General features: G+C 38.5%; 18 protein-coding genes. 5 read left to right on the top strand and 13 right to left on the bottom strand.

Annotation, left to right across the window (positions count from 1 at the left end; translation table 11 throughout):
- Positions 1-55: 55 nt before the first annotated feature.
- Positions 56-1246: an LETM1-related biofilm-associated protein gene (locus tag HCU67_RS12295; protein WP_168552908.1), complete on the bottom strand. Its 1191-nt coding sequence runs from the start codon at positions 1244-1246 to the stop codon at positions 56-58.
- A gap of 128 nt (positions 1247-1374) precedes the next feature.
- Between HCU67_RS12295 and HCU67_RS12290 the strand changes: the two genes are divergently transcribed.
- The 3 genes from HCU67_RS12290 (at position 1375) to HCU67_RS12280 (ending at position 4173) form a co-directional block, all read left to right on the top strand.
- Positions 1375-2058 carry a DUF4331 family protein gene (locus tag HCU67_RS12290; RefSeq protein ID WP_168552907.1) on the top strand — a complete coding sequence of 228 codons (684 nt, stop codon included), beginning with the start codon at positions 1375-1377 and terminating at the stop codon, positions 2056-2058.
- A gap of 18 nt (positions 2059-2076) precedes the next feature.
- Entirely contained in the window at positions 2077-2808 is a 732-nt protein-coding gene (locus tag HCU67_RS12285) for a DUF4331 family protein (protein WP_246865775.1), read from the top strand.
- 87 nt (positions 2809-2895) lie between these two features.
- The gene (locus HCU67_RS12280; protein ID WP_168552906.1) at positions 2896-4173 is read left to right on the top strand and encodes a tetratricopeptide repeat protein; all 1278 of its coding nucleotides are present in this window, start codon (positions 2896-2898) and stop codon (positions 4171-4173) included.
- Positions 4174-4359: 186 nt separating this feature from the next.
- On the opposite strand, the gene HCU67_RS12275 is transcribed toward HCU67_RS12280, so the two are convergent.
- Positions 4360-5118: a DUF547 domain-containing protein gene (locus tag HCU67_RS12275; RefSeq protein WP_168552905.1), complete on the bottom strand. Its 759-nt coding sequence runs from the start codon at positions 5116-5118 to the stop codon at positions 4360-4362.
- Between the two features lie 129 nt (positions 5119-5247).
- On the opposite strand from HCU67_RS12275, the gene HCU67_RS12270 reads away from it, so the two are divergent.
- Positions 5248-5949, top strand: a complete 702-nt coding sequence (locus HCU67_RS12270; RefSeq protein ID WP_168552904.1) for a TIGR04283 family arsenosugar biosynthesis glycosyltransferase — start codon at positions 5248-5250, stop codon at positions 5947-5949.
- Positions 5950-5975: 26 nt separating this feature from the next.
- Here HCU67_RS12270 and HCU67_RS12265 read toward each other — a convergent pair whose 3' ends face one another.
- The 11 genes from HCU67_RS12265 to HCU67_RS12215 form a co-directional block, all read right to left on the bottom strand.
- Entirely contained in the window at positions 5976-6533 is a 558-nt protein-coding gene (locus HCU67_RS12265) for a sugar O-acetyltransferase (RefSeq protein ID WP_168552903.1), read from the bottom strand.
- Positions 6530-7099 carry a cysteine hydrolase family protein gene (locus HCU67_RS12260; protein ID WP_168552902.1) on the bottom strand — a complete coding sequence of 190 codons (570 nt, stop codon included), beginning with the start codon at positions 7097-7099 and terminating at the stop codon, positions 6530-6532. Before HCU67_RS12260 ends, HCU67_RS12265 begins: the two co-directional genes overlap by 4 nt.
- Positions 7096-7710 carry a MarC family protein gene (locus HCU67_RS12255; protein WP_168552901.1) on the bottom strand — a complete coding sequence of 205 codons (615 nt, stop codon included), beginning with the start codon at positions 7708-7710 and terminating at the stop codon, positions 7096-7098. Before HCU67_RS12255 ends, HCU67_RS12260 begins: the two co-directional genes overlap by 4 nt.
- 47 nt (positions 7711-7757) lie before the next feature.
- The gene (locus HCU67_RS12250; RefSeq protein WP_168552900.1) at positions 7758-8543 is read right to left on the bottom strand and encodes an anti-sigma factor; all 786 of its coding nucleotides are present in this window, start codon (positions 8541-8543) and stop codon (positions 7758-7760) included.
- Complete coding sequence (locus HCU67_RS12245; protein WP_168552899.1) at positions 8544-9074, bottom strand: RNA polymerase sigma factor; 531 nt, start codon at positions 9072-9074, stop codon at positions 8544-8546.
- A 94-nt stretch (positions 9075-9168) separates the two neighbouring features.
- Positions 9169-9978, bottom strand: coding sequence for a hypothetical protein (locus HCU67_RS12240; protein WP_168552898.1), 810 nt, complete (start codon positions 9976-9978; stop codon positions 9169-9171).
- Positions 9979-10033: 55 nt separating this feature from the next.
- Positions 10034-10522, bottom strand: coding sequence for a YdeI/OmpD-associated family protein (locus HCU67_RS12235; RefSeq protein ID WP_168552897.1), 489 nt, complete (start codon positions 10520-10522; stop codon positions 10034-10036).
- Complete coding sequence (locus HCU67_RS12230; protein ID WP_168552896.1) at positions 10519-11739, bottom strand: bifunctional alpha/beta hydrolase/OsmC family protein; 1221 nt, start codon at positions 11737-11739, stop codon at positions 10519-10521. The genes HCU67_RS12235 and HCU67_RS12230 overlap by 4 nt, the downstream gene beginning before the upstream one ends.
- A gap of 44 nt (positions 11740-11783) precedes the next feature.
- On the bottom strand, positions 11784-12494 hold the full coding sequence (locus tag HCU67_RS12225) for a DUF2490 domain-containing protein (protein ID WP_168552895.1): 711 nt from the start codon (positions 12492-12494) through the stop codon (positions 11784-11786).
- Positions 12495-14417 (bottom strand): alpha/beta fold hydrolase, encoded by a 1923-nt coding sequence (locus tag HCU67_RS12220; protein ID WP_168552894.1) that lies wholly within the window; start codon positions 14415-14417, stop codon positions 12495-12497.
- 6 nt (positions 14418-14423) lie between these two features.
- Positions 14424-17654, bottom strand: a complete 3231-nt coding sequence (locus HCU67_RS12215; protein WP_168552893.1) for a WD40/YVTN/BNR-like repeat-containing protein — start codon at positions 17652-17654, stop codon at positions 14424-14426.
- Between the two features lie 137 nt (positions 17655-17791).
- Here HCU67_RS12215 and HCU67_RS12210 point away from each other — a divergent pair, with 137 nt between their 5' ends.
- Positions 17792-18253, top strand: coding sequence for a GNAT family N-acetyltransferase (locus HCU67_RS12210; protein WP_168552892.1), 462 nt, complete (start codon positions 17792-17794; stop codon positions 18251-18253).
- Positions 18254-18277 lie beyond the last annotated feature (24 nt).

Genomic DNA, 18277 nt, shown 5'->3' with positions numbered 1-18277 from the left:
GATTAATAATATCTACAATAGATTTTTCTTATACTTGCTTTTTTAAGAGAATACCCTACTTTTCCTCTACTCGATTATCATCAAAAGCAGAAGGCAATAATTTTGGAATCAAGCTAACTGCAATGGGTAGTAAAACTGCCCCTCCGGGAAGCAAAAAAATTGCTAAAGATGGAATGGTCTTGAAAATATCAAGCAATTGGTTTTGTATTTTTTTTCGCTCTTCAGGACTTAAATCTTTTGATGCAGATTTGGAAATTAAAGAAACCAATTCTTTACTCTCAGCCAATTCTTTTTTCAATCGTTTGTTATTTCTAAGAATAAGTTTACCCACATTTTTAGACATTCCTTCGTAATATTTTTGAGCTAAATTCTGCTCTTTTAAATAAGGAATATTTTCAAAATTTAGGGCAAAAAAATCGCCCACATTTGAAAGTGATTTTGAGATGTTTTCTTCATTGATTCCTAGGTCTTTTCCTATACCGAAAATGAACTCCGATTCCTTATAATCAATTGACTTATCTTCCCATACTGTCAGGCATGCAATATCAAGTAAATATTGTCGCTCTAATTTTGTAAAATTTGATTGTAATAATTCTTGATAACTACCATCAAAATTGTCTTGGTTTTGATCAACAAATGTCAACGATGAGGCCAATAATTGAATCAATTTTTCATCATTCTTATTCGCCTCTTTTGAGTTCAATGCATGATACGCAATATTGATAGTTACATATTCTAAAAGGTGGGCATGTTTTATAATTGTACCCCCTCCTTTTAGATAGGTCGAAAAGATTAGGACATCAACAAAAAGAAGTGAATTGGTTAAGCTATTTCCAAAAGCCTTACTAAAAACATTTCCGTTTAGGTAAATTCGAGAATCCAACAACTTTTCCAATTGGGATTCTGTTTTTTTTCCACTTAAGATTTTACTTAGAAAAGAGATTTTTCCAACGTCTAGCGCATTATAATATTCGAAAACTACATCTATGAACTTTGTAAAGTCAGTGTTATTGGTTTCAAAATAGTAGCAATGGTAAAGGGCATTCAATAGGTTGATTTTTGCAGCCTCATCTTCACTTAATCGATGTTCACTTTTGACAAAATCTGGTATATGAAGGTGTATTCCGTAGATAAATCCTGATTCAACCAACCAGGCATACAGTTCTTCATAAGAGGTATAGTATGCTGGATTCTTCTTAAGAGTATGGCCAAATTTTTTGATCCAACCAGCAGCAGAGGGGTTCATGTTTTTTTGATTGATACCTTCAAATGTAAAAAATAACAAAGACCTATTAAGAAGACTTTAACAGAATAAACAAAACCAGAAAATAAAAACTGCGTAGGTAAGGCCGTACAACAAAAAAATATAACAAAATGAAAAAAACAACTAAGTTTTGCCTAGCCTTGGGATCCATCGGAGTCCTAGCAGGTATTTTTATGGCTGCTGACCACATAGATGCTCCGGGGAGCATGGGCACCACAGCAGATATCGCCGATTTCTTTGCATTTGAACCAACCTTGGATTCCAACAACACCACTTTTGTTGTTGACCTGCAATCGGATGTCTTACCAGATTTGGCTTATGGAACATTTGATGAATCAGTTTTAACCGAAATCAATATAGATACCGATGGTGATTTAATTGAAGATTTGGTTATTCAGGCGATTCCCCGAGATGGAAGAATGTACTTTTTCGGACCTGTAATACCGGCCTCAACCGGTTTGAATAGTGAAGTGGCAGTAAATAGTCCTTTGGGTGACGTTGAAATTTCGGCAGCTACCGCAATTGTTGAAACCACAGATGAAGGAGTCTCTTTATTCGCGGGGCCTAGACAAGACCCCTTTTATTTCGATTTTTTCAGATTCAATGAAGTTTTGGCCCCATCAATGGACGACAATTCAGGATTCAATGTTCCAGGGGTGGACACTTTTGATGGCGCAAACACCATGACAATTGCTATTGAGTTGCCAAACTCATTGTTGGGTGAACCAACCGCCACCAATGTCTTAGGTGTTCCTGTTTACAAAACTTGGGTAACTACAAATCAAAAACAATAACATTACAAACGAGTTAAGATGAACAACGTATATAGATTACAGATAATAATGCTGATGTCACTCTTTTTGACTGTTTTTACGGCATGTGATAGTGACGATAACAACATCATGGTAGAAGATGATGTAATGATGGATGATGATATGATGATGGATGACGATACAAGTGGAATGGAACCTGATTTTTCTGGCACCTATTCGCAAGTCGATTTTATGGGTAGACCGGGAATCAATACGGTTTTAAGTGCGAACGGTGATATTAAGGATATGCACAATCAAGCAATTCCGAATGAGATGGGGCCATTGTTCCAACCAGGTTTTCAATCATTACTTGAAGCTTATCACGATGCATATGCCGAGGCACTTGGGTTGACGGCTGAAGATGTCGATTACGAACCTAACATTTTAGGTGATATTTTAAATGGGCCTGATGATGACGGCTTTACAAACAATCCTGTAACTGCTGAAGTATTGACCACAGTATTGGCTTCAGATGTTTTGGAAGTTGCTCCCAATGCCCCGACCACCTATTTCAATCCTGGTATGGGTGCACCAACATATGAGGGGGGTATTGGTTTGACCGGACGAACGCCTCAAGATGATATCATTGACGTCTCATTGATATTGTTGTTTGGTGGTGGAAATGGCGCACGTTTCAATGGTGAAGGCGGATTGCCCCAATTGGTTACCGATGGTGTGGGTTTAACCGCTTCCATTTCAGATACCTTCCCCTATTTAGGCAATCCTGAATAATACAATTGCTATGAAAAGGTAAGGGGAGAGGGAAACTTCTCCCTTTTCTTTAAAACTTCAAATATCTACACTAAAAACTTTTTTAATATGAAATATCTATTGATTGGCTTGTTGGTCCTTGGTTTCTTTTCTTGTTCTGAACCCCAATCGCAAATTACCAGTAAGGCAGACTATGATAAATACCTAGTCAATAACAAGAATCCAAAGACAACTTCAAAATACTTTCAATTGTGGAATAATAAGATAACGGCTGATAGTACTGAAATCTTAAGTTTCGGTAATGTAGCAAGTGAGTATACGCGATACTTCAAGAATACTGGTAACATTTCATATTTGAAAAAAGCGGAACAGGCCCTTTCAAAGGCCGTTGAAATTGCGAACATTAACAAAGAAAGTTATGCCATATCACTAGCTAGAAATTACATTTCACAACATCGGTTTAAGGAAGCTTTGCAAATGACCAAATTAGCTGATAGTATAGGCGGTAGCAATAAGGAAACTCAAAGCCTTTATTTCGATGTGCATATGGAGCTTGGAAACTTTGCAAAAGCTGAAAGGTACCTAGATAGTATCAAGAATTTTTCTGAATTTGGGTACCTGATTCGTCTGGCAAAATGGAACGATTATAAAGGCGATTTGGATACTACGATTAAGATGATGGAAAAGGCCATGAAAAAAGCTGAATCATCAAATAATCACTACTTAAAACTTTGGTCCTATACCAACATTGCAGACTACTATGGTCATGCAGGAAGGCTTGAAGAATCTTACCACTTTTATCTAAAGGCGCTAAACATAGACCCTCAAAATGCTTATGCAAAAAAAGGATTGGCTTGGATTGTATTTTCCCACGAAAGGAATGGAACAGAAGCATTACGAATTTTAGATTCAGTCACGGCGTACCATAAAGCGCCAGATTACTATGCGTTGAAAGCGGAGATAGCCAATTTTATGGGAGATGAAATTGCTTATGAAAATAATATGACCAACTATTACAATCAAGCACAAAATGAAGCTTATGGCCCAATGTACAATACCTATCAAATTAACTATTATATAGATTATGATAGGCATTTGAAAAGGGCTCGTCGACTAGCGGAAATTGAGGTGGAAAATAGGCCCACTCCGGAATCATATAGCTACTTGGCATCTACATATCTAGAAATGGGAAGAGAACAAGAAGCCTTGAAAATTGTTGAAGCACATATTATTGGAAAAACATTTGAACCTGGAATCTTGCTTAATGCTGCCAAAATATTTAAAGCCAATCAGCATTTTGAAAAAGTTGAAGCATTGAAGCCCGAACTGATAGGTGCTGTTTACGAACTCGGACCAGCCGCAAAAAAACAGATTTATGATTTATGACAATACAAAAAATTGATTAACAAAGCTTTTGAAATTCAGTTGTTGGATGTTTAGTTGTTTAATGGAACGCCGTGATAAATATCATGGCGTTTTTAAAAAAGACTGTTTGCTGGCAACCCTTCTTTGCTTCGACTTGATGGGATTCATTCAACAAAAAAGACTTCCGAACATCGGTTTGTATAATGATTATAATTCAATAAAATTATCCAAGGCTAAAGTCCAATCGTAGTCTTTGTATTCTAATTCCACCCCTTCAATACTTGGTATTATACCCTGATTTTTCAATATTTCCTTAGTGCCATCTTTTCCTCCAAAATCTCCCCTGAACCAACTAAATAGCGATGTGATAAGAACTGTATTTTCTGTACTGTTATACGTAGAAGAACCCTTTAAAAATAGCTTTGTGCTTTTGGCAAACTGTGAATCTAGTTTGGTTGGTGTGTAAATTCCGACTGGGGGGCAATCTTTGGCTCCACAGTTTAATGCAAAATGTATGCGATAATCAGGGTTTTCTACCCGTAATAGTCGTTCAAATTTATCTGGAAAACCTTTTTTAACGTATCCCAGACCCAATTTGGATTGCGAACGTCTAATAATCCCATGTTCAATTTTATCAAACGAAATTGTACTTCCTGCAATTCGAATTTGATCTTTTGAGAAAAAGCTTCCCCGATTTTCGTAGAGGTCTGGAGTTCTTTTGAGGATTACTTGAATGTATGCGTTATAAACATTCACCCAAAAGGCTAGTTTTTGCTCATCTGTTTTTAAGGTTTTGGTTAGTTCCTCAATACTAAGATTTGATAATTGTTTTCGAATGTCTTGAGTATCTTCACTATTCTTTATTTGACTCAAAAACTGCTCGGAAAGCGTGTTAAGATAAGTGGTTTGTGCTTTTCCAAAGGAAAAAAACAAAAATGCAACTATGATAATCCCTTTTAACTTCATAAAGATTCAATTACGGTTTTACACACTTACGGAAAAACTGACTTGTGGGTTTTGTCGAAATAGTACTAACTTCCTTTCTGCAAACCCCATGCCTTAAAATTGCGTAGGTAGTAAAAAAAGAGAATTCATTTGATAAGTGTAATTATTCCAGCTTATAACGAAGCGCAAAACCTAAAAAATCTTCTTCCTTTACTCGAACAGATCTCAGAGAATCATGAGGTCGAAATTATTGTTAGTTGTGGTGACTGTAATGTTGACTATGAAGGTAGTTTTAAGCATTTAAAAAAAGTAAAATTTGTTTCTAATAAACGAAGGGGCAGGGCGGTGCAAATGAATGATGGAGTATCAATAGCACAAGGTAAGATATTGGTGTTTTTACATGCGGATGTTATACCTCCAAAAGACTTTTTTGCTGAAATAAGAAATGCACTTTGTAATAAGAATCAGGCTGGTTTTTTTTCCTATCGCTTTGATAAAACAGATTTCATTTTAAAAGTCAACGCATTATTTACAAGAAGGAAGGGACTTTTTACCGGTGGGGGAGACCAATGCCTATTTATCAAGAAGGCAGTATTTGAAAGATTGGGTGGCTTTGACGAAAACCAAGTGTTAATGGAAGACTTTGAATTTTTTCGTAGAATGAAAAAAGCGAATATTCCTTACTGTATCATTAAAAATGATTTAGTGGTGTCTGCAAGGAAATACGAACGTAACTCTTACCTGAAAATAAATTTATCAAACCTGCTTTTGGTGTTGCTATTTAAATTGGGTCTTGAACCCAAAAAGCTTAAGTATTTGCATGATAGGCTTTTGAATACTAACTATTCGTAGCTTGAATTTTTAAAGCAATATTTCGACTAATTCTCAATATTCTTTATGATTTTGCATGGATTGCCAGCGGCAAAAACATCTGCTGGTATGTCTTTGGTGACGACACTGCCTGCTCCTATCACGGCACGGTCACCAATGGTAACCCCAGGATTGACAATTGCAGAACCCCCAATCCACACATCCATTCCAATCTTTATCGGTTTACCAAATTCTTTACCTGAGCTACGTTCCTTGGCAGTTAAAGGGTGGGTGGCCGTGTAAAGCTGTACATCGGGTCCAATCATAGTCCGGTCACCAATGGTTATTTTACAAACATCGAGTACCACACAATTGAAATTGAAAAAGACCTGTTTTCCTAAAATGATATTATAGCCATAATCACAATAAAAAGGTGGTTGTACAAAACAGCGCTTACTTTGATTTGGTATCAAGGTTTTTAAGGTTGTCATCAATTGCTTGCCATCTTCCTCAGGAATTTCATTAAAAAGTTTGAGTAATCTTCTAGCCTCTAATCTTTCCGAAATCAAAGTCTTATCCAAGGGATTGTATAATTCCCCAGCAATCATTTTTTCCTTTTCAGTCATAAGAATTCAGTGATTAACTGTTCGGTATCAAGAATTTTTGCAAACTCATCCTTTAAGTTGCCCAAAGAGACTTGATGTACCAATTCCGCTTCTTGTTTGCTCCCATCAATTCCGACTTGGTCGAAAGCAGCGCATGCATCGGCAATGAGAAAAATTTCAAACCCTAAATTGGCGCCCATTCGAACCGAAGTTGAAATGCAATGATTCGTTGTAAGACCAACCACGACCAACTTTTTTATTTCCGCATCTTCCAAATCTTTCTGTAAGGAGGTGCCGATAAAAGCAGAATTCACATTTTTGACGTAAACAGGTTCATCAGGCAAAGGACCAACTTCGGGCTTAATTTGAAATCCGGGTTTTGAGGCATGTAGAGGTGATTTCGCATTTTGGGAACTATGTTGCACATGAAAAATCGGTAATGCACTAGTACGAAAAACTTCAAGTATACGGCTAGCGTTTTTTTCGGCTTCTGGATTATTTCGATTACCTCCATAATAATGCCAGTCATCCAGCCCTTTTTGAATATCGATAAGAATCAGAGCAATATCTGAATGTCTAGTGTTCATGATACAAAACCAAAGGTGTGCTTGAGTCCGGTAAGAATGCTCTGTACGGCATAAGCTGCCAGAATCAGTCCCATTACTTTACTTATTAAGGTAATGCCATACTCCCCAATCTTTTTCTGTACCAAATTGGCCACAAGTAGTAGTAAGCAGGCCAGAATCATTACCAAGAAAACGATGCCAGTGGTTATAGCCTGTTCCTGAATGGTATATAAGTTATTATCGGTTAATAGCACCACTGCCATGATGGCCCCTGGAGATGCTAACGAAGGTATGGCAATCGGGAAAATAGTCACATGTTTGTAATCGGTGATATTTGTTTTTTCGTCCTGTGGTTTACCTTCCCCAAAAATCATGGTCAGAGCGAAAAGAAACAAAATTACACCACCTGAAATTTGAAAGGCATCCAAGGAAATGGCCATACCATCCAAAATTAGCTGTCCGACGATAATAAAGAACAACAAGATAAAAAAGGCGACTAAGCTTGCTCTAAGCGCAATTTTTCGTTTATGAACCTTGTCAAAATTCTTGGTAGCCTCAAGGTATACGGGTACCGTGCCAATCGGGTCAATTACGGCAAAAAGAAAAAATAATTTGGTGATAAAGGCTAACATGAAATTAAAGATAGAAGATTTGGAACTTATGTTAAAGTCGAAATCATTTAAGAAACTATCCCTAAGGTGTATAATTGATCTAATGTTGGGGATTCACTGCCACCCTCTGGTTCTAGAGTTATTCCAAAAGCCTCGGATTCATTAGGATTTGGTAGCTCGAACAAGCCTGTCTCATTATTTGCAAAGTCATCAAGAAGCCCAATACTCGTTGGTGTCAACGGGTTCAATTTTAAAGACCAAACCTGATAAGTAAAACCCGGTGGAGGTTCTGGTAGACTTTGAGCATCAATGTATACTTTCTGCTCTGCTTTGTTCCAATAGGCCTTTGCAAAAGATTCTGGGGAGACCGCTTGCCCGCCCAAGGCAACAACGGCAACATTTTGGTCTCTAAGCTGGTTCAATAGTTCCTCAGCATTAACGACCTCATTTCGGGCATCTAAAATTTGCTCCTCAAGGCTTCTTTTTTCCTCCGAAACGACTTCAATTTCATTTTTGAGCTTTTCATTTTCCAAATACATCCAAACCAAACCTCCAGCAAAGATGACTGCAGCGACCCAACCCAAATATTTTGGCCAATTCGATTTTTTCTCAGCCTTTGGTAAATCAACGACTTTTCCCAGACGAGGTTTAATTATATCAAAACTATTGGAGGGAAGGTTGGGTGAAGCGGATTTTGACAATGCAAGAATTGCTGCCTCTATAGCTTCTATCTCACTTTGAATCTCAGGATATTGTTGGGCATACCTATGAACCTCCAAATTTTCTTGCTCAGAAAGGAGACCTGCAACGTAAAGTTCCAGTATGCCAGATGCTATGTAAGCTTTAATATCCATTCACACATTCATGTTTTCACGGATTTTGGAAATACAATTTCTATTCCGTGTTTTTACTGTTCCTAAGGGGATGTCTAGTTGTTTAGCAGCTTCTTTTTGGGTAAAGCCTTTAAAATAAAGAAGTTCTATGATTTGGGAACACTTTTTTTTTAACCCTTTTAGCAATTTTTCGAGACCAATGATATCATACTTATTGGCATTTTCATCTGGCTGTTCAAGAATACCTACGATGTAATCTGCCCTAAGGTTCTTTTTCTGGTTTTTATACGTTTTTGAACGCAATTCATCAATTGCCGTGTTGCGCGCAATATTTAAAATCCATGTAAAAAATCGTCCTTTGGATGAATTATAGCTTTCAGCATTGTTCCAGACCTTTATAAAGACATCTTGGCACAATTCTTCTGACCGTTCTGGGTCTCGAATAATCGTATTGATAACACCATGAATATTCTCAGCATACATGGCATACAGTTTTTCAAAAGCAGCCATGTCTTTTTGTTTGAACTTTTCGATTAGTGTATCAAGATTCATAGTGTTCTACCAAAGATAAGGCTCCTTGAATTGTGATAAAACAAGTGCAAAAAAAAGCTGTCGCAAAGACAGCTTTCTAATGAGTGTTGTGCTTTTAAGGTTTTAAAGTAACGGTTCTTGTCACTTTGTTAAAAGGCCCGTCAATTGCATTGCCTTCTCCATCAATAAGTTCCAATTGAATAGTAACCTCTCCCATAGGTAGTCCTTTAATCACATGTGGCGCCCATTCATCTATCATGAATTCTTCGCCATTGATTGTGGCCTTGACTTTATTTCCGTCGGCAGAAAGTGTTGTATTCAGTACGAAGAAATCAAGCATTAGATTTTCAGTATCCTTACCTGCATATTCGCCTTTAGGTCGGCTGTAGATAAGGGTCGGAGCCTCCATGTCAAGTCCTTGGGTATCTTGTGGGTCAGCGCCAATCTCCATTTTTTTAACCACTACAGAATTTTCGTTTTTGACTGATTCATGGTAAGATCGACTCAAAAACGCCACCAAATGGTGCACACCATCAGGTAACTCTTTAGCGAAAGTGGGTTCGTAGTGGGCTGAATAAGGTTGATTATTCAAAATAAAATGAATGTGCTGTCCTTTTCCTGAATTGGCCAACATGGTAGCATTTTCACTTTCCGTTTGCGCGCCTAGCTCATAATTATTAACGGCAAAATTAAAATCAACCGCTCCACTTTCTGCGATAGTCGTGTTTTCTGGCGAATTCAGAACTAATTCTGCATCTGAATAGGCGGGAGAACCTTCTAGTTTTGTGAGGGTGATGGTTGATTTCATTTCATCTACCATCTCTTCTACTTCCTCCGAGGCTTCTTCTGCTTCCTTTTTTGCTTGTTTACAACTAAAAGCAGTGATTAATATCAAAGCCATTGGTAAGACAATGAGTTTTTTCATTTCTAGTGTTTTTAGATTCGTCCTTAAAATTATGGAATAATCAAAGGGGAGGCAACTAAAGCGGCTTTAAGATTTCTTTATTATCTCGAATGCCACGTTTTAAGTTTTCGCAAAGAATCAAGGTTTTGTCAATTCGTTTTTGTGAGGATTTGAAACGATTAATCATGTAAATCAAACCTCTTTGCTTGCCTTTGGTTAATGATTCAAAGATTTGATAGGCATCATAATCAGAAAGCATTACCGCTTCGAATTCTTCGGGAACCTCAACCCCGTATTTTGAAGTGTCTTCAAAAAACTGAAGTTGAAAATAGTCGTTTGGTAAAATGTCGAGCTCCTTTTGTTTGTTTTTACTGAACATTATGGAAAACGAGTTGTCCTTCCATCGGTTCAAAGCTGCATAAAATTCAATGGTCTTAGTTTGAAATGAGGCATGGACTTTAATGCGTTTATGACCAGCATCATAAAAGCCTGAAGCAATTTCATTCGGTATCACAATTGAATGCGTGCCAGAAACCACCACTTCAAAAACTTTACTTTGGATCATTCAACCAATTTAGTGATAACCTGGGTTTCACTGTGAAGCGTTTTATGTACAGGGCATTTGTCAGCAATCTGTAGTATTCTGGTCTTTTGCTTCTCATCTAGCTCTCCAGTTAATCTGATTTCCCGATCAAAAGTGTCAATTTTGGCAGTATCCCTTTCACATTCCTCACAATCTATCGCATGTCTCTTATCATATGAGGTATGTACTTCAACATTTTGAACATCCCAACCTTTGCGCTTGGCGTACATTTGAATGGTCATTGCCGTACATGCTGATAAACCTGCTGATACGAATTCGTAGGGTGAAGGCCCAAAGTCATTTCCTCCATAACTTGTTGGCTCGTCAGCTAAAAGGTAATGACTGCCAACCTTCATTTGGGTTGTAAATACATCTTCAGAAGAAAGACTGGCCGCAACCTGACTTTTTGTTTTTAAATCTTCAACTACCCTATCCAATATGTCAAGATACCTTTTAGCCCAGCCAGAGACAACCTCTCCAACATAAATAGAATCTTTTTTATTGAATAACAGATGGTCAGCGCCATCAAGGGAAACAAAGCTTTTTGGATGGTGTGCTGCAATATATATTTCTTCGGCATTCTTGATTCCAACCGTATCATCTTGCGGTGAGTGCAGTAATAATAAGGGCTTTCGCAGTGCTTTCACTGTCTCGGGCAATGATTTTTGCTGCAAGTCATCCAAAAACTGCTTTTTGATGGTAAAATCCCGACCGCTTAGATTTACCACAGCCTTACCAGTCTTATTGATTTCGTCAATGCCGCTTTTCAGAAGGTGTTTGACATGAACCGGATTCGAAGGTGCGCCGACAGTGGCAACTGCTTTAACTGATTCAATTTCAGTTGCCGCAAATATGACTGCAGCTCCACCCAAGGAATGTCCAACTAAAAGCGTAGGGGATTCATGGGTTTCTTTAAGATACATTGCCGCGGCTACCAAGTCTTGAACATTGCCAGAAAAATTTGTGTCTGCAAAATCTCCTTCACTTTCACCAAGACCGGTAAAGTCAAAACGCAATACACCAAACCCATTTGACGTCAATGTTTTTGAGATATTCCGTACCGCTGAGAGATTTTTGGTACAAGTGAAACAGTGGGCAAATAGAACAAAATTGTGTGGATGTCGGTCGACTGGTAATTCTAAGCGTCCTACCAATTGTTGTCCTTCACTGTTCTGAAAAGCTACTTTTTCTGTGTTCATCGTTTACAATAATGGTTAAAGAATAAGAGCTTAAAATGATAAAATCAATTCTTAGCTTTTTCCTTGAATACTCCACTTAGGTCGGGATTATAAAAGAAAGCTATCTGAAACCGATTAAAAACTGTATTTGAGAATTGGTTTCTAAGCCAACCAAATTGCAAACTACTATTATCGGTAAGGTTCACACCAACCGCACCATACAAACGATTTTGACCAAACAAGTTGTCCTGCAAGTTGATGAATAGTTCGTCATAGAAATTAAGGAAAAAGGTATCAGTCAATGGTAAGGTCATTTGAATTCGATAACGTGCCCTATGTTCGGTTCTGTCATCGAAAAATGGACTATTCTCATCTTCAACTTTTATAAATCGTTGTTCCAATCGATACCGATGTTCGAATAAAAACTCCCAAACTTTGTTCTTGAGTATGAATTGTTGAAATATTCGATTTTCACCAATGTCATTAACTAAAGTTTCGTTGCTATCAAAAGATGGGTCGGTATCGATATATGCATACCCCAAAGTCGCAATTGCATTAGGATTGATATGGTAATTCAACCCTGTTCGCAATAACAATTGGTTAAAGTTGGCACTTGTCTCGTAATAACGAAATTGTGCTTCGGTATGAATGCTAAACTTTTCGGAGATTTTGTTCATTCCGAAATACATATACCAAATACCATTTTCTTCTTCGCCAGGTTGTTGGGCGATTAGGGTAGTACCCAACAACAAAAAAACATATAGTAATCGCTTCATTTAAATATCACCTCCGTCTTTTATAGGTTCCTCAATGTCTTTTTTCAAATGAAGATCGAGAAACTCCAATATTTTGCTGTACGCTTCAATTTGGTTCTCCTTTTTGACAAAGCCATGTCCTTCGTCTTCAAATAAGACATATTCAACCGGAACGTCATTTTTCCGTACGCTGGCCACAATTTCATCCGATTCTACCTGTAGCACCCTTGGATCTTGCGCCCCTTGCAGTACAATCAATGGTTTGGTCACGTTATCCGCATGAAAAAGAGGTGAAATTTTCTTTAGTCGTACCGAATCTGCACTGTACGGGTCTCCCAATTCTTTATAGAGAGCATCTTTGAACGACTCCCACCATGGTGGAATACTCTTTAAGGTTCGCATCCAATTGGTCACTCCAAATATGTTGACTCCAACATCGAATTCTTCAGGGGTAAAGGTTAAAGCGGCCATGGTCATATAACCCCCATAGGAACCACCGATAATTCCAATTTTTTCTCCATCAATTTCGGTCTGTGCAGCCAACCAGTTTTTTCCTTCCACACAATCCTTTAAATCTTTATCACCATGATTTAAATCATCCATTTGAAAAAAGGTCTTGCCATAACCACTACTGCCTCGGTTGTTAACTGCCAGTACGGCATAACCATGATTCACCAAATATTGAATAATAGAGTTGAAATTTTGTCTTGATTGCCCACCAGGACCACCATGAACCCAAACCAATGCCGGAACAGGATTTTCTGCAGAAGCTTGATGGGGCTTGTAATAGATAGCTGGAATCTCCACGCCGTCGAAAGAAGGATAACGAATGACTTCTGCAGTTACCATGTCCTGAGCTTGTATCTCAGGATTCAAAACGTTGGTAAGCTTTTTATAATCACCAGTTTCCAAATCTAGGTGATACAAATTTGAAGGGGTATCAGAACCGCCTAAATAGAACCGCATTGCTGAATCGTCTTTCGAAAAACCAACACTTGTAATGGCACCTCCTTCAAAAGTTGGAAGGTCAATATTCTTTTCGCTTTCGGTATCAAAAACCTCAATTACGTTTCGGCCATCTTCGTTCACGTATGTTACTCTATACTTGCCCGAACGGGTAAAGTAAGAGCCCATAATATCCCATTCTTTTTCGAGTACTTTTTCAGAAGAGCCATCAGCGAGATTGTAACGCTTTAGGTAACTGAATTCACCTCCATCATCAGTGGTGTAATACAAATACTTGCCATCTTTTGAGAAATCTTCAGGTGAGTTAGCGCTTTGGTTTTCATTGATTTTGGTCATGCTTCCATCCTCCATAGAATACAGGAATAAATCAATGTCGTTCGTATTGACAGGTTTAACCAAGGCCAAATACTTCTCATCATCAGAAATTTCACCTACGTCTAGACCTTCTTCGTTCTCATAAAGTAGCGTATGGCTAAAATCCTCCAAGTTCATTTTGTAAACGTCAGTGAACTGTGGATTACGCTTATTTGAACCGAAATAAAAACTCTTTTCGTCTTTGCTCCAACCATAAAAATTAGCTCTTGCTCCTTCAAATGGAGTAAGGTTTGTTACAGTTCCGGTAGTATCCCTTAGATAGATTTGATAGATTTCGTCGCCATTATTGTCTTTACTCAATAGAATTCTATCGTCATTAGGAAAATAACTCGTCGTGAATACTGAAGAGCTGTCAGATGCCGTAAGTGCCTCCATGGTTCCATCTTCGACAGAAAGTGCATAGGCATTGTAAATTCCAGTTCGATTACTATGCACCAAAAGTTTGTCGCTATTTGATGAAAAGCTACCACCACCAATGGCCTCATTGTCCATCATTTGGGCAATGGAGTAAGTTTTCATGGTCTCAGCAATAGAGGGCTCCTTTTTTTCTTCTTTGCAACTCCAGAATATTACAAGAGCTGCGAGTAAACTCATTTTTCTCATGACTTGTTATTTATCAATTGTGAATGTTTCGGTCTCTTTGAAAGGAGATAAATCCAATCTTTCAATATCAGTTCTATATGCCTTCCAATTTTCATTGAAAAAGGCATTGGTTTTATCCAAAGCGCTTTTTAGTTCATCCTCGGCAAAACGAATTAATCTTTTCTCAGTTTCCGTAATACCATTTTTACGGGTCGCTGAATAAAAATTGGCTGTATTCAAACGCTGCATAACCGTAATTTCCGGATTTCGGGTTATGCCCTGTCTCTTGTCCTCTTTGCCAATATAAAGCGCCACTACCGAATCAATTTTCTTTACGATATCCTTCGAAGCATCGATTTGTGCTTTAAATTTTTCTTTATCCAACTCTTTGAGTTCCTTACTGTATTTGTTGGCCAAATCCTTGCTTTCCACCAACTGCTTTACGGCATCAGCTGCTGTTTGAATTTGTTGCTCCAGTTGTTTTCTGCTTGTATAAACTTCATTAATACTAGCCATGGATACGTTTAATCGGGGGTCGGTTTTAACAGTTACCATTGTAGAATCTGCGGTATCACCGAAATGAGCTTTTACTTTGTAGGTTCCTGGTTTGACGGTAACTCCTCCAGGTTCGTTTTTACGTTTACTGATTTTTCGAGCAGGACGGTCAGGACCTTTTTCATTCAAGCCCCAATACACTCTGTGAAAGCCTTTCTTATCTGGAGTTTTATATTTCAAAGTTCGTATCAATCTATCTCCATCATAAAAATCAAACTGAATGGAATCCTTCTTTTGCACTCCTGTCATTTCTTTTTTGGAGGCTGAATTTTCTTCAGATTCTTCTTTCTTTTCTTCTGTTTTGTCCTTTTTAGTTTTGGCCATATCCTTCTTACCTTCTTTTAAGTAATAGGTGATCATGGCACCTCGTTTACGATTCTCCCCTTGGTATAGGGCGTCACCACCAAAACGACTACCAGTACCTTGTTGGTAGGCAGATAAATAAGCATCTGGACTATCGAACAAAGCGATATCTTGATTTAAAGCATTTGTACTTTGTGCAAGTTCCCGAAGCGGGCGGATATCATCCAAGACCCAGGCTGCACGGCCAAAGGTTCCAATTACCAAATCTTGTTCCCTAGGGTGAATGACCAAGTCTTTTGTCGAAACCGTTGGATAGCCTTCGGTCCATTTTTGCCATTTGTTACCGGCATCAAAAGAAACATAAAGCCCATCATCCGTTCCTAAAAACATCAGATTCGGGTTCTCAGCGTCTTCAACAATTGACAAGGTGTAACTTTCAACATCATTGCCATCAACAATACGCGTCCATGTTTTTCCATAGTCTTTAGTGCGATAAGCATACGGAGTATAGTTGAATCGACGGTAATCGTTGGCAATCAATAAAGCCTCCCCTTTGTTTTTCTGGGATGCTTTTATTTGGGGAATCCAACTACCTTTTGGTAAACCTTTTATATTGGCTGTAACGTCAGTCCATGATGTGCCTCCATTTTGGGTGTAATGAACCCGGCCGTCATCGGTACCAACCCAAAGCATGTCTTTTTCAACAGGAGATGGCTCGATAACCAAAATAGTACAATGGTTCTCGGCCCCGGTTGCATCCATTGTCAAACCACCGCTCTCACTTTGTTTTTGCTTTTCAGGGTCATTGGTGGTCATGTCAGGAGAAATCACCTCCCATGTTTGCCCTTTATTTGTGGATTTGTGTACAAACTGGCTTCCAAAATATACTGTTGAATTATCAAAAGGGTCTTGTCCAATGGCCGCATTCCAATTGAATCGAAGTTTGGTGTCGGCATCTGGAGGGGTTGGCCTTACCGTGAAGTTGTTACCCGTTTTCCAGTCGTAACGACTTACAAAACCTTGTTGGCTCATGGCGTAGCCAAATTGATTGTCATCCTTATCAGGAACCACGTCAAAACCATCGCCAAACGCAATTTCTTGCCAGTAACTGTTGCGAATTCCTTGTGCCCTCCAAACGTATGCAGGTCCTCGCCACGACCCATTGTCTTGCATTCCTCCATAAACGTTATACGGGTATTCTTCATCAACATTAATGTGATAGAATTGTGCAACAGGTAGATTGCCAATAAAGCGCCAAGTTTTGCCACCATCTTTGGTAATGTTCATTCCCCCATCATTACCATCAATCATGAATTGGCCATTTTCTGGGTGTATCCACCAAGCATGATGGTCAGGGTGCACCCCATTGTCAACACCGTAGGCAGGCATCAGTTGTTTAAAGTTTTTACCTCCATCTTCAGATACATTTACATAGGTGAATACTGAATAGACTCTATTTTCATTTTCTGAATCAACGAATATATCAGAGTAATAAAAAGGCCGATTTCCAATATCATTTTTATCATTGACCTTTTTCCATTTAAAACCGCCATCTTCTGACTTATACAATGCATTCTTTTTGGCCTCTACCAAAGCATAAACCACGTTAGGTTTGTTATGTGCTATTGCAACACCAATTCTTCCTAATTCACCTTTTGGTAAACCATCTTCTTCTGATAGTTCCTTCCATGAATTTCCACCATCGTGGGTCATGTAAAGTCCACTGCCTTCACCACCTGATTTAAAGAACCATGGGTCGCGTTTGTGTTCCCACATGGCAACTATCAATTTATTTGGATTTGTAGGGTCCATAACCATATCGGCAACCCCAGTTTTATTGTTTACAAATAGAACCTTAGACCATGTCTTGCCGCCATCGGTTGTTTTGAAAACACCTCGCTCCGGATGAATACCCCATGGAGAACCAATTGCTCCAACATAAACAGTGTTGGGGTCAGTTGGGTCTACGATGATACGATGGATATGTCTAGTTTTTTCCAATCCCATTGCCGTCCAGTTTTTACCACCGTCAAGCGATTTGTAAACACCATAGCCACCATTTAAACTGTTTCTCGGATTACCTTCTCCTGTACCCACCCAAATCACTGATGGATTGGATTGTTGAATTGCTACAGCACCAATTGAAGCGGTAACTTCTTTATCGAAAATGGGTTCCCATTTAATGCCTCCTGAAGTGGATTTCCATAGCCCACCTGAGGCAGTTCCAACATACATTACATCTGGATTCGAAAGTTGAACGTCAATAGCGGTTACCCGACCGCTCATCCCGGCAGGACCAATATTTCTTGGTTTCATGTCTTGAACCAAATCCATAGAAAATTCTTGTGCGAAAATGGAAATTGATGCGAAGAGCATCAAAAGGGAAAAAAGATGTTTCATTTTGGTAGTTAATTAGTCGGCTAAAGATAACTTAATCAAAAGGGGGTAATTCTTAAAGTGGTGTTAAGGAAAGTTGAGTTTTGTACCTTGGTAAAACACCTTAAAAATTCGCAAAAAACATTGTAGAGCTATATCCGATGATATCAGAATTAAAAAAAATTAGACAGGCAGAAATAGAAGACCTGCCCCGATGCATTCAGATAAGAGGCCAAACCAAGGACAACCCAATTTCTGCAACAAGACTCCAATCAATGGGGATAACTCTTAAATCTTGGTCAGAATTATTGGCCAATAACCAAATCATAGGTTTTGTAGGCTTGTGCGAAGGGGTGATAGTCGGCTTTTGTTTTGCAGATATTCACTCTGGTGAAGTATTGGTCTTGGCAGTTGAAAAGGACTTCGACGGACTTGGGTTTGGAAAGGAACTGTTGCAAAAAACCTCTGAAAAGCTCAAAGGTCATGGGTTTCAAAAAATATGGCTAGCAGCCACTCCAGAGCCTAAATTTAGGGCCTACGGATTCTATAGGCATTTGGGGTGGAAATCGACCAATACTTATGATAAGTATGGTGATGAAATTTTGGAATTGAAATTCATCTAGTGCATCGTTAAGTATTAAAATTTA

Source organism: Croceivirga thetidis, assembly GCF_012272815.1.
In the GTDB taxonomy this organism is placed as follows: domain Bacteria; phylum Bacteroidota; class Bacteroidia; order Flavobacteriales; family Flavobacteriaceae; genus Croceivirga; species Croceivirga thetidis.
This window is presented reverse-complemented; position numbering and strand designations above follow the sequence as displayed.